The 13,624-nt window shown below is 71.1% G+C and carries 9 protein-coding genes; 7 read left to right on the forward strand and 2 right to left on the reverse strand.

Annotated elements, in window-relative coordinates; all coding sequences use genetic code 11:
• The first annotated feature begins 38 nt into the window (after positions 1-38).
• From D5S19_RS23815 to D5S19_RS23830, 4 genes are all read left to right on the forward strand, one after another.
• Positions 39-1,601 carry a deoxyguanosinetriphosphate triphosphohydrolase family protein gene (locus tag D5S19_RS23815; protein WP_120025613.1) on the forward strand — a complete coding sequence of 521 codons (1,563 nt, stop codon included), beginning with the start codon at positions 39-41 and terminating at the stop codon, positions 1,599-1,601.
• A 315-nt stretch (positions 1,602-1,916) separates the two neighbouring features.
• Positions 1,917-4,766: a S8 family serine peptidase gene (locus D5S19_RS23820; RefSeq protein WP_120025614.1), complete on the forward strand. Its 2,850-nt coding sequence runs from the start codon at positions 1,917-1,919 to the stop codon at positions 4,764-4,766.
• A gap of 261 nt (positions 4,767-5,027) precedes the next feature.
• Entirely contained in the window at positions 5,028-6,656 is a 1,629-nt protein-coding gene (locus D5S19_RS23825; RefSeq protein ID WP_120025615.1) for an ABC-F family ATP-binding cassette domain-containing protein, read from the forward strand.
• A 179-nt stretch (positions 6,657-6,835) separates the two neighbouring features.
• Positions 6,836-7,045 (forward strand): helix-turn-helix domain-containing protein, encoded by a 210-nt coding sequence (locus tag D5S19_RS23830; RefSeq protein WP_003071237.1) that lies wholly within the window; start codon positions 6,836-6,838, stop codon positions 7,043-7,045.
• Here D5S19_RS23830 and D5S19_RS23835 read toward each other — a convergent pair.
• Positions 7,032-8,528 carry a glycosyltransferase 87 family protein gene (locus D5S19_RS23835; protein WP_233574115.1) on the reverse strand — a complete coding sequence of 499 codons (1,497 nt, stop codon included), beginning with the start codon at positions 8,526-8,528 and terminating at the stop codon, positions 7,032-7,034. The genes D5S19_RS23830 and D5S19_RS23835 overlap by 14 nt on opposite strands.
• Positions 8,529-8,739: 211 nt before the next feature.
• Between D5S19_RS23835 and D5S19_RS23845 the strand changes: the two genes are divergently transcribed.
• Positions 8,740-10,605, forward strand: a complete 1,866-nt coding sequence (locus D5S19_RS23845; RefSeq protein WP_120025616.1) for an ABC transporter ATP-binding protein — start codon at positions 8,740-8,742, stop codon at positions 10,603-10,605.
• An 80-nt stretch (positions 10,606-10,685) separates the two neighbouring features.
• Here D5S19_RS23845 and D5S19_RS23850 read toward each other — a convergent pair whose 3' ends face one another.
• Entirely contained in the window at positions 10,686-11,414 is a 729-nt protein-coding gene (locus D5S19_RS23850; RefSeq protein ID WP_120025617.1) for a sugar isomerase domain-containing protein, read from the reverse strand.
• Positions 11,415-11,511: 97 nt separating this feature from the next.
• On the opposite strand from D5S19_RS23850, the gene D5S19_RS23855 reads away from it, so the two are divergent.
• Together D5S19_RS23855 and D5S19_RS23860 are read left to right on the forward strand one after the other, a co-directional pair.
• Positions 11,512-12,207 (forward strand): alpha/beta hydrolase, encoded by a 696-nt coding sequence (locus D5S19_RS23855; protein WP_120025618.1) that lies wholly within the window; start codon positions 11,512-11,514, stop codon positions 12,205-12,207.
• A gap of 80 nt (positions 12,208-12,287) precedes the next feature.
• Positions 12,288-13,544: an SAM-dependent methyltransferase gene (locus tag D5S19_RS23860; protein ID WP_199730663.1), complete on the forward strand. Its 1,257-nt coding sequence runs from the start codon at positions 12,288-12,290 to the stop codon at positions 13,542-13,544.
• The last annotated feature ends 80 nt before the right edge of the window (positions 13,545-13,624 follow it).

Raw genomic sequence — 13,624 nt, forward strand, 5'->3', positions numbered from 1 at the left:
GCCGCACGGATCGGGTACGGGCCGATACGGTGGACCGCATGCACGAGATCGACCCGAGGGCCGCCCGCCGCGACCCGGCGGGCTCGGCCGGTGGGTTCACCGACCTGGCGGCCGGCCCGTTCCGCGTGGACCGCGACCGGATCACCGCCTCGCCGTTCTTCGCCCGCCTCGGCGGGGTCACGCAGGTGGTCAGCGCGGGCGATTCCGGTCTGCTGCACAACCGGCTCACGCACAGCCTGAAGGTCGCCCAGGTCGCGCGCGCGATCGCGGAGCGGATCACCGCCGCGAGCGAGTCCGCGGAGCTGGCCGCCAAGCTCGGCGGCTGCGATCCGGACACGTGCGAGGCCGCGGCGCTGGCGCACGACCTCGGGCATCCGCCGTTCGGCCACCTCGGCGAGCAGACGCTGGACCGGCTCGCCCGGCACCGGTTCGGCCTGGCCGACGGGTTCGAGGGCAACGCCCAGACCTTCCGCATCCTGACCACCACCGACGTGCGCGGGCCGTCCGCGATCGGGCTCGATCTGACCACGGCGGTGCGGGCCGCGGTGCTGAAGTACCCGTGGGCACGGCTGCATGTCCCGCAGCCGCACCCGTCGGCGATGCCCCAGCCGCCCCGCGGCGCCGCCGAGCCGGAGGACGCGCCGGGCACCGGTTCGAGCAAATTCTCCGCCTACGTCACCGAACTCGACGACTTCGCACAGGCCCGCGCCCCGTTCGCCGGGCGGATCGAGCCATGGCAGCAGACCGTCGAAGCGTCCGTAATGGACACTGCCGACGACATCGCCTACGCGATCCACGATCTGCAGGACTTCCACCGGATCGGCGTGCTGCAGCACGCCCCGGTCGCCGCCGAGCTGGGGGAGTGGCTCGCGCACGCGGCGGAGCTGGCCGCGCTGACCAACGCCGGGCTCGCCGCCGAGCTGCGCCGGCCAGGCCGTTCGCTGGAGCAGCTGCGCCGCCGGATGCACCTCAAGGACGGCTGGATCGTGGACGACGAGGCGTTCGCCGAGGCCGTCGCCCGGGTTCGCCACGAACTGGTGGACGGCCTGCTGGCCACCGGGTTCGACGGCTCCACCGAAGCCGAGCAGGCCACCGCGGCGTTCTCCGCGAGCTTGAGTTCCCGGCTGGTCAACGGGGTCTTCCTGCTGTCCTCGCCCTCCACCCGGTCCGGGCATCTGTCGCTGCGCCCCGCGCAGTGGCACGAGGTGCAGGTGCTCAAGTTCGTGCACCGCCGGTTCGTGTTGCTGCGTCCGGATCTCGCGCTGCACCAGCGCGGCCAGGCCAGCCTGGTGACCACGCTGGCGGACGCGCTGGAGAGCTGGCTGCTCGACCGCGACGAGCTGTCCCGGCTGCCCCGCCGGCTGCACGATCTGGTCGAGCTGGCACACGAGGAGTACGCCGGGATCGCCCGTACCGTACCGGAATTGCTGATCGGCGCGACCGGGGAACGGGTCGAGGGCCCGGACGCGGTGCGGGGGCTGGCCCGCGGCCGCGCGGTGGTCGACTTCATCGCTTCGCTGACCGACAGGCAGGCGGTGACCCTGCTCGACGCGCTGTCCGGCCGGTCCGGGCAGCCGTGGTCGGATTCGTTCGTGCTCTGAAGCACCCCCATGCCCTGAAGGTTCCTGCGCCGAAGGTTCCAGGGCGCCGAATTCCCTGTGCGCTGAGGGGTTCCGCGATCGGTTCGGCCGAACGGCGCACGACTTCCGGTGGATTTGGGGAGAGTTCTCCCGTTCGTCACTCCAACGGCTGTTTTTTCACGCGGTGCCCGGACCTTTAGCTGGGACGCAGCCGGTGTTCACCGGCGTTGGCAGCGTGAGTCGGGGCACGCGGTGCGAGATTCGGAGGCGCATGTGCGTCGAAGCCGTTCCACGAAAGCCACGACAGGATCAGCGATCGGGAGAAGACGGGCGGCGGTGCTTTCCGCCGCCGTCGCGGTACTCGCCGCGGCCGGGCTGGCCGCTCCGCCGGGAGCGAGTGCCACGGAATCGTCCACACCGGATTCCCTGACCGCCACCGCGCAGAAGCAGATTGCCGCATTACAGGCGGTGAAAGCCAATCGCAGCAAGAATGAGTCCAAACTAGACAGTCAGTTGCTCGTTGCACAAAAGCTGCGGAGCAACGCGCTGAGCCAGTCGGCCGTGCCGGGCGTCGCGGCGGCCGGATCCACCGCGCTGGTCGACCTACGCGTCACGAAGGTGAGCGACGGCCTGGTGCACGACCTGCAGGCGGCCGGGGCCGCGGTGCGCACGGTGTCCGCCCGCGCCGCGAGCATCCGTGCCGAGGTACCGGTTTCGGCGTTGCCCGCGATCGCCGCACGCGCCGACGTGCGGCGCGTGGAGACCGCTGATCAGGCGATCACCGCGCGGCAACGGGAAACCTCCGCGGACGGCGTGAACACCAAGCCGGAAACCAAGCAGCAGAAGGCCGATCGGATCGGCCAGGCGCTGCAGCAGGCACTCGCGAACCAGGGTGCGGCGACCCTGACCAGTGAGGGCGATCGCGCGCACAACGCCGACACCGCCCGCCGCGAATTCGGTGTCACCGGCACCGGCGTCAAGGCCTGTGCGTTGTCCGACGGGATCGACTCGCTGGCCGTCTCCCAGGCCAAGGGCGAACTGCCCGCGGACGTCGACGTGCCCGCCGGGCAGGCGGGCAGCGGCGACGAGGGCACCGCGATGCTGGAGATCATCCACGACCTCGCGCCGAACGCCCGGCTCGGCTTCGCCACCGCCTTCAACTCCGACGCCGGCTTCGCGGACAACATCCGCAAGCTCCGCTTCGAGTCGCACTGCGATGTGATCGTCGACGATGTCATCTACTTCAAGGAATCCCCGTTCCAGGACTGGATCATCGCGCAGGCGGTGAACGACGTGACCGCAGGCGGCGCGCTGTATTTCTCCTCGGCGGGCAACGACGGCAACGTCGCCGACGGCACGGCCGCCCACTGGGAAGGCGACTTCGCCGACTCGGGCGTGCCGGTGGGCAAGTACCGCGGGACCGCGCACAACTTCGCCGGTGCGGCGGGAACCCAGATCTACGAACCGATTTCCGACGCCTCCTCGGCGAATGTCCCGATCACGCTGCACTGGTCGGATCCGCTCGGCGCGGCCTCGGACGACTACGACCTGTATCTGCTCGACCGGGCGGGCAACGTCGTCTCGTTCAGCCAGGACGCCCAGAACGGCACGCAGGATCCCTACGAGCGTCTCGTCACCCCGCGCTTCGGCGGGACCGGCTTGCGGGTGGCCGTGGTGAAGTTCTCCGGCGAGAACCGTTACCTGTCACTGACCGCGTTCCGCAGCCGGTTCAAGGACACGACCGGGGTGCTGAAGGGCTACAGCACACCGGGTGTCGCGGCCGGGCACAGCGCGGCGCGGGCCGCGTTCTCCGTCGCCGCCGCACCTGCCGGACCGGCGTTCGGCCGCCCGCTGGAGCCGGGCGACCCGGCCAACCCCAAGGGTCCGTTCCCGGCCGCGTTCTCCGGCGCCAGCAAGGCCGAGCGGTTCAGCTCCGACGGTTCGCGGCGGATGTTCTACGAGGCCGACGGCAGGCCGATCACCCCGGGCAATGTGTCTTCGACCGGCGGTGAGGTCCGGGCCAAGCCGGAGATCACCGCCGCCGACGGGGTGCGCACCTCGGTGCGCGGCTTCGACCCGTTCTTCGGCACCTCCGCCGCCGCTCCGCACGCGGCCGCCATCGCCAGTCTCGTGCTGTCCGGCAACCCGCGACTGTCCGCTTCGGACGTTCGCGAAGCCTTCCTGCGCACCGCGGTCGACATCGAAGCGCCGGGTTCGGACGTGCTGACCGGGAACGGTGTGGTGCTGGCGGACAAGGTGCTGGCGTACACCGGCGCCAGCCCGCAGCCCTACGCACAGGCACTGCAACCCACCGTCACCACGGCGAACGGCGGCACTTCGGTGCAGCCGGGGGACACGGCGAAGGTCACGCTGCCGGTGAAGAACACCGGTGACGGCGCGGCGGCGTCGACCAGCGTGGTGCTGACCTCTCCGACCACAGGAGTCACTGTGGCCCCACGAGCGAGGTCGTACGGCACGATCAGCCCGGGGCAGACCGGGGTGAACGACTTCTCCGTCACGATCCCGGCCGGTCAGGCACTCGGCACCCCCGTGGTGCTGACCGCGAAGGTGACCTTCGTGGGGGCCTTGTCGCCGCTCACCAGCACCTTCGAAATCCCGATCGGCACCCCGTCCCAGGAGGCGAAGACCTTCGCCTACACCGGTCCGGCGCTGCCGATTCCGGACAATTCGCAGGTCGGCGCGTCGGTGCCGCTGGTGGTCGGCGGGGTCGGCGCGGCCTCGAAGGTGACGCTGTCGGTGGACGGCGCCACCTGCAGCACCGACCCGGCGTCCACCACGGTGGGCATCAGCCACAGCTACGCCGGTGACCTGGTCGGCACGCTGACCTCGCCCTCGGGTGCGCAGGCGACGCTGTTCCAGCGCTCCGGCGGGGGCGGGCGGAACTTGTGCCAGGTGGTGTTCGCCGACTCCGCGAGCCGGCCGTTCAGCTCCGTGACCGGCAGCAACGCGCCGTTCACCGGCACGTACCGGCCCGCGCAGCCGCTGAAGCAGATGAGCGGCCCGGCTGAGGGCACCTGGACGTTCAAGGTGCTCGACACCGCGCCGGGCGACAGCGGCACGCTGCGGAGCGTCGCCCTGCACGTGTACGGGTTCGTCACAGCCGGGCAGGCGGCGGAGGTGCACAAGACGGTGACCAACGGCCCGGTGCGGGCCATGGTGTCCTGAACAACAGCACCGAAAACGGCTGGGCCGTCGCGGCGACGCGGCGGCCCAGCCGTCTGAAATGGACTCTGTCCCTAGCATCCCGGCCCGGAGTGAGTCGCGCCACGGCCGGAAAATCGGCTCGACGCCGCCTCGTACACTGGTCTCGTGATCGTCGAGGAGTTCGTGCGGATCCAGCGAGAGTAGCCGCCGCTGCCCCGGGTGCCTGCTGTGCCGGGGGTTTCGCTGTCGTGCCCTCTTCCACCCCCGACTCCGGGAGTCTCCATGATCACGGCCACCGGCCTTGAGCTGCGCGCCGGCTCACGCATCCTGCTCAATGGCGCCACCCTCCGGATCCAGTCCGGCGACCGCATCGGCCTCGTCGGCCGCAACGGCGCGGGCAAGACCACCTCGCTGAAGGTGCTCGCCGGCGAGGGCGAACCGCACGCCGGCGACGTCCGGCGCAGCGGTGAGCTCGGGTATCTGCCGCAGGACCCGCGCGAGGGCGATCTGTCGGTCACCGCCAAGGACCGGGTGCTCTCCGCGCGCGGGCTGGACTCGCTGCTGCGCAACATGGAGAAGGCGCAGACCGAGATGTCCGAGCTGGTCGACGAGCGGCAGCGGGACAAGGCGATCAACCGCTATGCCCGGCTGGAGGAGCGGTTCGCCTCGCTCGGCGGATACGCCGCGGAGAGCGAGGCCGCGCGGATCTGCTCGAATCTCGGCCTGGCCGACCGGGTGCTGGCGCAGACCCTGCGCACGCTTTCGGGCGGGCAGCGGCGCCGGGTCGAGCTGGCCCGCATCCTGTTCGCCGCGGCGGAAGCGGGCGCCGGGGGCAAATCGGAGACCATCCTGCTGCTCGACGAGCCGACCAACCACCTGGACGCGGACTCGATCACCTGGCTGCGCGGCTTCCTCAAGCAGCACGACGGCGGTCTCGTGGTGATCAGCCACGACGTCGAGCTGCTCGGCGACGTGGTGAACAAGGTGTGGTTCCTCGACGCGACGCGCGGTGAGATCGACCTGTACAACATGGGCTGGCAGCGCTACCTCGACGCCCGCGCCACCGACGAGAAGCGCCGCCGCCGCGAGCGGGCCAACGCCGAGAAGAAGGCCGCCGCGCTGCAGCAGCAGGCGGCGAAGCTCGGGGCGAAGGCCACCAAGGCGGTCGCGGCGAAGAACATGGCCCGGCGCGCGGAGCAGATGCTGGCCTCCCTCGACGAGACCCGGCAGGCGGACAAGGTCGCCCGGATCAAGTTCCCCGAACCCGCCCCCTGCGGGCGCACTCCGCTGACCGTGGACGGACTGTCCAAATCCTACGGCTCGCTGGAGATCTTCACCGGAGTCGATCTTGCCGTGGACCGTGGTTCGAAGGTCGTCGTACTCGGATTGAACGGCGCCGGAAAGACCACATTGCTGCGCTTGCTGAGTGGTGTGGAAACTCCGGATACCGGTTCCGTCGAACCGGGTCACGGATTGCGTTTGGGATATTACGCACAGGAACACGAAACACTCGACCACGATGCGAGTGTGTGGGAAAACATCCGGCATCTCGCTCCGGACACCGGGGCACAGGAGTTGCGGAACCTGCTCGGTTCGTTCCTGTTCACCGGCGAGCAGCTCGACCAGGCCGCGGGCACCCTCTCGGGGGGCGAGAAGACCCGGCTCGCGCTGGCCGGGCTGGTCTCCAGCCAGGCCAACGTGCTGCTGCTGGACGAGCCGACGAACAACCTCGACCCGGCCAGCCGGGCGCAGGTCCTGGACGCGCTGCGCAGCTTCGCCGGCGCGGTCGTGCTCGTCACGCACGATCCGGGCGCGGTGGAGGCGCTGGAACCGGAGCGGGTGATCCTGCTGCCGGACGGCACCGAGGACCACTGGTCGGCCGAATATCTCGAACTCGTGCAGCTTGCCTGACCCGGTGCGTCCGCCCGCTTGCGCACGGTGGTGCCCGGAGCACTGGAATGGCCCAATGTGATCGCTTTTCAGCGAGAATTGCGGCTGTCGTCTGGCAATCCGGCGCAGAGTGTTCGATCATTGCCCCGGCAGGGGCCTGGAAGGGCCCGGAACCACCACTCGGCGGGAAGGCGATCGACGTGGCTGATCTCAAGAAAGGCGCGCGGATCACCGGCAACACGCGTGACAAGCTGGCCGCGGATCTGAAGAAGAAATACGAGAAGGGGTCGAGCATCCGGGCTCTGGCGGAGTCCACCGGGCGTTCCTACGGGTTCGTCCACCGGGTTCTGTCCGAGTCCGGCGTTCAGCTGCGGGGGCGTGGCGGAGCCACGAGGGTCAAGAAGAAGTAGCACTACCAAGGTCGCTGCGCGGGGGGCGCAGCGGGCCGGCGGCACGGAAGGTGAGTGCCGCGCCGAGCAGGATCACCGGGTAGACCAGGTATCCGTACCGGGTCGCCGGAGTGAGCAGGATCAAGGCGCCGAGTCCGACGGCGATCCGCACGAGAGCGGCGGATCCGGTCGCGGGGGGACGGCGTGCCAGCCACACCAGCATTGCCACGGCCGCAAGGCCCACCAGTACCAGGGCGAGCACCCGGCCTGCCGGGCCGAGTTCGGCGAGCAGATGCCCGGGCAGCGGGCTCGCCGCCGGGGAGTGCACCACGCCCATACCGAGCGGGAACCGCAGCACATGCTCGGTGAACGCCCGGGGATCGACCAGATACACCGGCAGATGCAGCACCAGCGTCGTACCGGCCACAGTGGTCACGAACCGGCCGAGCGCGGCGCGTCCGGCCGTTTTCTTCCCGGCCTGGACCCAGATCAGCACCGCGAGGACCGCGAACGCCGGTGCCACGATGAGTTTCGCGCTGATCACCAGCGCCAGCACGAATCCCGACCAGCCCGCCCGGCCGGTGGCCGCGAGCGCGCAGGCCAGCACCAGCAGCCCGGCGATCGCCAGGTCCGGCCCGGCCACCGCCCAGGTCAGCGCGGTGAGCGGGCAGGCGAGCACCAACTGCGCGGACAGCACCGGGATCCGCGGCCGGTGCAGCAGCCGCAGCGCGCCGAGTACACATGCGACAGCCGCGAGCGCGAACATCCACCGCGCGTCGGTGAGTGCGTCGGTGACCGGATTGCCGCCGAAAATCGCGCGGGGCAAACCGAAAAGCGCCATCACCGGACCGTAGGGCGTGTAGTCGTTCACCTCCGGAGGGCGATCGAGCGCGGTGACGTCCACATAGGGCGTTCCGTGCTGCAGCAACAGCGTGGCGCTGCGCTCGATCACCCACACCTCGGGCTGCGCGGCCCAGGAGCCCGGGGTGATCAGCCAGTCCACTCCGGTCAGCCGGCGGATCACCAGCACCACCAGCGGGCACAGCATGGCCAGCAGCCCGATCGCGCCGATCCCGAGCCACCGCGAGCCGGGGCCGGCGGGCCGGTGCGCACTGAACCGGCCGAGCCTGCCGAACCGGCCGAAGTTCCCGAACCGGCCGAGACTGCCGGACCCACCGAATTTCCCGAACTTGCCGAGGTCGCCGGAAGTACCGAGCCTGCCGTCGTTGCCGGGCCGGTGAGCGCCGGAACCGCCGGGATTGCCGGGATCATCCGGCCGATACCGGTATCGCCGCGCGGAGACCAGCAGCCAGCCGCTGTGCGCGGCGGCGAGCCCGTAGCCCGCGATCGCGAAGGCGCCCCAGATCCGGTATCCGTAGAACTCCGAGACGAACGCGGTGATCAGGGCGAAGGCGAGGCAGCCGAGGTAGAACAGCAGATCCCAGGTCAGGACCCGGGTGGGCGGCGAGCCGGTGGTGCGGGCAGGGACCATCAGCAGGTGCATTCCTCCCCTTCCGCCGCGACCGGCCGTGGCGACAGGCTACCGAGGCCGTACCGGTGCGCCGCAGCCGATCCTCACCCGCTCGGGAAGAATGCCGGACCGGAGGGTGTTGTGCAGGTCATCTCCGGAAAATAGTTGAAGTAATCTAGAGGTTTTACGCAGAAACGCCCACACTGACTCAGGCCATGACCGTGCCCTGACTGGGGAGGCTCCGATGGACAACACCTGGGCGCTGCTCGGCTCCGCGATGCGTGCCGCCGACGCGCCGCGGGCCCTGACCAGGGGGACCATGCGCCGGGTGGCGCGATTCGCCCGCCCGCACTGGCGGTCGCTGCTGATCTTCCTGGCGCTCACCGTGATCTCCGCGGTGCTCGCGGTGACCACGCCGGTGCTCGCCGGCAAGGTGGTCGACGCGATCGTGCGGGGGCACGACCTGACCCCCGTGCTCGTGCTGGCCGCGGTGATCGCGGGGCTCGCGGTGGCCGATGCCGGGTTCGGCCTCGCCGAACGGTGGCAGTCCGCCCGGATCGGCGAGGGCATCATCCTCGACCTGCGCGTCGCGGTGTTCGACCACATGCAGCGGATGCCCATCGCGTTCTTCACCCGCGCCCGGACCGGCGCGCTGGTGAGCCGGCTGAACAACGACGTGATCGGCGCGCAGCGCACCTTCACCGCGACCCTGTCCGGCCTGGTCACCAACGTGATCCAGCTGGCGCTGTCGCTGGTGGTGATGGTGTCCCTGTCCTGGCAGGTCACGGTCGTGGCGCTGGTGCTGCTGCCGGTGTTCGTGCTGCCCGCGCGCCGGCTCGGCCGCCGGATGGCCGGGCTGCAGCGCGAGGCCGCGCAGCTGAACGCGGGCATGACCACGCAGATGACCGAGCGGTTCTCCGCGCCGGGGGCCACTCTGGTGAAGCTGTTCGGCCGGCCTCGGGAGGAGGTGGCCGAGTTCGGCGTGCGGGCCGGGCGGGTCCGCGACATCGGGGTGCGCACCGCGATGCTGACCCGCTGGTTCATGACCAGCCTGACCCTGGTCTCCGCGCTGGCGCAGGCCCTGGTCTACGGCCTCGGCGGGTACCTGGCGCTCACCGGGCGGCTGGCCCCGGGCACCGTGGTCGCGCTGGCGCTGCTGCTGACCCGGCTGTACACGCCGCTGACCGCGCTCGCCAATGTGCGGGTGGACGTGATGACCGCGCTGGTCTCCTTCGAACGGGTCTTCGAGGTGCTGGACCTGGAGCCGATGATCAAGGAGCCGGCCGCGCCGAAACGCCTGGCCTCGGGCGGGGTCGTGGTGGAGTTCGACGACGTCCGCTTCGGCTATCCCGCGCCGGACCGGTTCTCCCTTGCCTCGCTGGAGGACGTGGCCACTGTGGACAGCCGCGGTGGGGACGAGGTGCTGCACGGCGTCAGCTTCCGCGCCGAGGCCGGGCAGACGGTGGCGCTGGTCGGCCCGTCCGGGGCGGGCAAGTCGACGATCGCCTCGCTGCTGCCGCGGCTGTACGACGTGGACAGTGGCGCGGTCCGGCTGTCCGGAGTGGACGTCAAGGACCTGAGTTTCGCCACGCTGCGCGAGACGGTGGGCGTGGTGACCCAGGACGGGCACCTGTTCCACGACACTATCCGCGCCAACCTGGCCTACGCCCGCCCCGGCGCGACCGACGCGGACCTGTGGGCGGCGCTGGAACAGGCGCGGCTGGCCGAGCTGGTGCGTTCGCTGCCGGACGGGCTGGACACCACCGTCGGCGAGCGTGGCTACCGGCTTTCCGGCGGCGAACGGCAGCGGCTCACCATCGCGCGGCTGCTCCTGGCGGAGCCGAAGGTCGTCGTCCTCGACGAGGCGACCGCGCATCTCGACTCCGAGTCCGAAGCCGCCGTGGGCGAGGCGCTCACCGGCGCGCTGGACGGCCGCACGGCACTGGTGATCGCGCACCGGCTGTCCACCGTCCGCCAGGCCGACCTGATCCTGGTGGTGGAGAACGGCACCGTCGTCGAGCGGGGCACACACGAGGACCTCCTCGCCCGCGAAGGCCGCTACGCCGACCTCTACCACACCCAGTTCTCCGAGGAACCCACCGCCGCGTGACGGGTGCACTGGCTGTGAAGGGACCCTTCACGGACGCTGAGGCTGTGAAGGGTCCCTTCACAGCTTTGGCCGGGGCGCGCTCAGCGCAGTGCGGGCACCCGGGGGATGTACTTGGCCAGGAGCGCGGCGTTCGCCTCGTCGCCGCCCTCCACATTGGAGCTGCGCCACAGCGGCACGTCGAGACCTTCGGCGGTCCCCCGGTCGAGCACCTCGGCCAGGATCCGGTTCCACAGGAACGCGTTGACCACAGTGGACAGCGGCGCGGTGCGCGGCGCGTCCGCCGGATGACTCGCGTCGCCCGGGATCACCAGGGAATCGAGGACCACGCTGCCCTCGTCGACGAGCGTGCTCGGCGCGCGGCGCGGCGCGGCGGCCACGCAGGCCCGCGACGTCACTGCGATCACCGCGGCACCGCGGCGGCGGGCGCCCGCGGCCAATTCGACCGGATAGGGGTTCACCCCGGAGGTGGAGAACACCACGAGCACGTCGTCCGGGCCGGGGGCGCGTTCGGCCAGCACCTCCTCGGCGAGACCGCTGCGGCGCTCGGTCTTCGTGCTCTGCTGCGCACCGTGCAGGGGCAGCAGTTCCGGGTGGTACACCGGGTAGACGCAGGCGAGCCCGCCGGCGCGGTAGAAGGTCTCGGCGACCGCGGCGAGCGAGTGCCCGGCACCGGCGGTGAACACCAGCGCGTCCGCCCGGATCACCCCCAGCAGCAGCTCCGCCGCCGCGCTCAGCTGAGCGGCGTTGACCTCGGCCGCGGCCTCGAGTTTGGCGGCCGTGCTCTTCCAGATCTCCGTGGCGCTCACCACACCTGCCCTTCCTCGCGGGTCCGGGCGCCGAATGTATCGCGTGGACACGCTTCGTGGTGGATTACCGTGAAGCCCGATCGGACCAAGGGAGGCGGCTGTGGCGGAGACGGGGCCGGTGCTCGCCCGATGGCGGGCGCGGGGCCGCACCCGCGCGGTGGCACTCGTGCTGCACGGCGGTGCGGAGTACGGCACCGCGGAGGTCCAGCCGTGGCGGCTGGCCTACCTGCGGATGATCCCGATGGCCAGAGCCCTGCACCGGGCGGGCCGGGATCATGGGCTGGAGGTGCGGCTGCTGCGCTACCGCATCTACGGCTGGAACGAGCCGGCCGAGAGCCCGGTCCCGGACGGGCGGTGGGCGCTGGCGCGGATTCGTGCCGAGCACCCCGGCGTGCCGATCGTGCTGGTCGGGCATTCCATGGGCGCGCGAGTCGCCCTGCGCATCGCCGACGATCCCGCGGTGACCGGGGTCTGCGCGTTGGCGCCGTGGACTCCGGCCGGCGAGCCGGTGGAGCCGGTGCGCGACCGCTCGGTGCTGGTCGTGCACGGCACCCGTGACCGGATGACCTCGCCCGCGGACTCCTACGACTTCGCCGCCCGGGCAAGGCCGGTGGCCGCCCGCGTGGCGCGCGTGGAGATCGCCGGCGAGGGACATTCGATGCTCCGCCGCCCGGCGGTCTGGACCAGGCTGATGTGCGCGTTCACCCGGGAGCTGGCCGGGTCGGGGGAGCAGGACGAGACCTTCCGGCGGGCCGCGGCCGCGCCGGGTGACGAAGGCCTTCGGCTGCCCGGATGAACGGCCGGGACGGGGCGCGCGCCGCGCGGCCCCGGAATATCATGGGGAGAGGGCCGGAAGGCTCGTGCGGAGGGAGTGTCTTGTCCACCTCAAGTGTTGACCGGCCGGCGGCGCAGGACTCGCCGGTGCCGGACGGATCCCGCTGGCCGGGACTGGCCGCACCGCCGCATTCGCCGGTGCGGGCACGGGCCGCGGAGGTGCTGTTCCGCCGTGCGGTGAAGACGCTGGACGTACGGGTCACGTTCCCGGACGGCACGGTGCTCGGCGCGGGCGGGCCGGACGCGCCCCGGATGCGGATCCTGCGGCCGGCCGCGTTCTTCCACCGGCTCGGCGCGGACGCCAAGATCGGCTTCGGCGAGGCGTACATGGTCGGGGACTGGACCACCGACGACCTGCCCGGCGTGCTGACCCCGTTCGCGGAGCGGATGGCCACCATCGTGCCGCCGTTCCTGCAGCGGTTCCGCCGGCTGGCCGAGCGCACCCAGCCCGCCGCCGAGGAGAACACCATCGAGGGCTCCCGGGCCAACATCCACCGGCACTACGACCTGTCGAACGACTTGTTCAGCGCGTTCCTCGACGAGTCGATGATGTACTCCTCGGCGCTGTTCGGCCCCGGGGACACGCTCACCGCCGCGCAGCACCGCAAGCTCGACAGCGTGCTCGACTACGCCGGGGTGCGCGAGGACAGCGAGGTGCTGGAGATCGGCACCGGCTGGGGCGAGCTGTCCATCCGCGCGGCCGCGCGCGGGGCGCGGGTCACCTCGCTGACCATCTCGCGCGAGCAGAAAGTGCTTGCCGACGCGCGGATCGCCGAAGCGGGCTTCGCCGACCGGGTCGACGTGCGGCTGTGCGACTACCGCGAGGCCACCGGTGAGTACGACGCGGTGGTGAGCGTGGAGATGATCGAGGCGGTCGGCGCGGCCTACTGGCCCACCTTCTTCGGTACCGTCGGCGGGCGGCTGCGCCCGGGCGGCCGGTTCGGGCTGCAGGCGATCACCATGGACCACGAGCGGATGGTGGCCTCGGCGCGGTCCTACAGCTGGATCCACAAGTACATCTTCCCCGGCGGCATCATCCCGTCGGTCCGCGCGATCGAGGAGGGCATGCGTGACAACACCCGGCTGAAACTGGCCGGGATGCGCGAGTTCGGCCAGGACTACGCCCGCACGCTGAAGCTGTGGCGGGACCGGTTCCAGTCGCGCTGGGAGGACATCCGCGGGTTCGGCTTCGACGACGTGTTCCGGCGGATGTGGGAGTTCTACCTCGCCTACTCCGAGGCGGGTTTCCGGGCCGGGCACCTCAAGGTGCACCAGTTCGGTTTCGCCGACCCGCGCTGACCTGCCCGTTCCCCACCGGCGCAACCAGTCCCGGGTACCGCACGTCTCTGTGATGGCGTTGTGCGGTTCACTGGGCCGCA

This window comes from Amycolatopsis panacis (assembly GCF_003600245.1).
GTDB lineage: Bacteria > Actinomycetota > Actinomycetes > Mycobacteriales > Pseudonocardiaceae > Amycolatopsis > Amycolatopsis sulphurea.

Bases quoted from the DNA above. Each gene is read 5' to 3' on its own strand.
- D5S19_RS23825 (WP_120025615.1), top strand. From the start codon at position 5,028: ATGATCACGGCCACCGGCCTTGAGCTGCGCGCCGGCTCACGCATCCTG.
- D5S19_RS23845 (WP_120025616.1), top strand. From the start codon at position 8,740: ATGGACAACACCTGGGCGCTGCTCGGCTCCGCGATGCGTGCCGCCGAC.
- D5S19_RS23815 (WP_120025613.1), top strand. From the start codon at position 39: ATGCACGAGATCGACCCGAGGGCCGCCCGCCGCGACCCGGCGGGCTCG.
- D5S19_RS23835 (WP_233574115.1), bottom strand. From the start codon at position 8,528: ATGCACCTGCTGATGGTCCCTGCCCGCACCACCGGCTCGCCGCCCACC.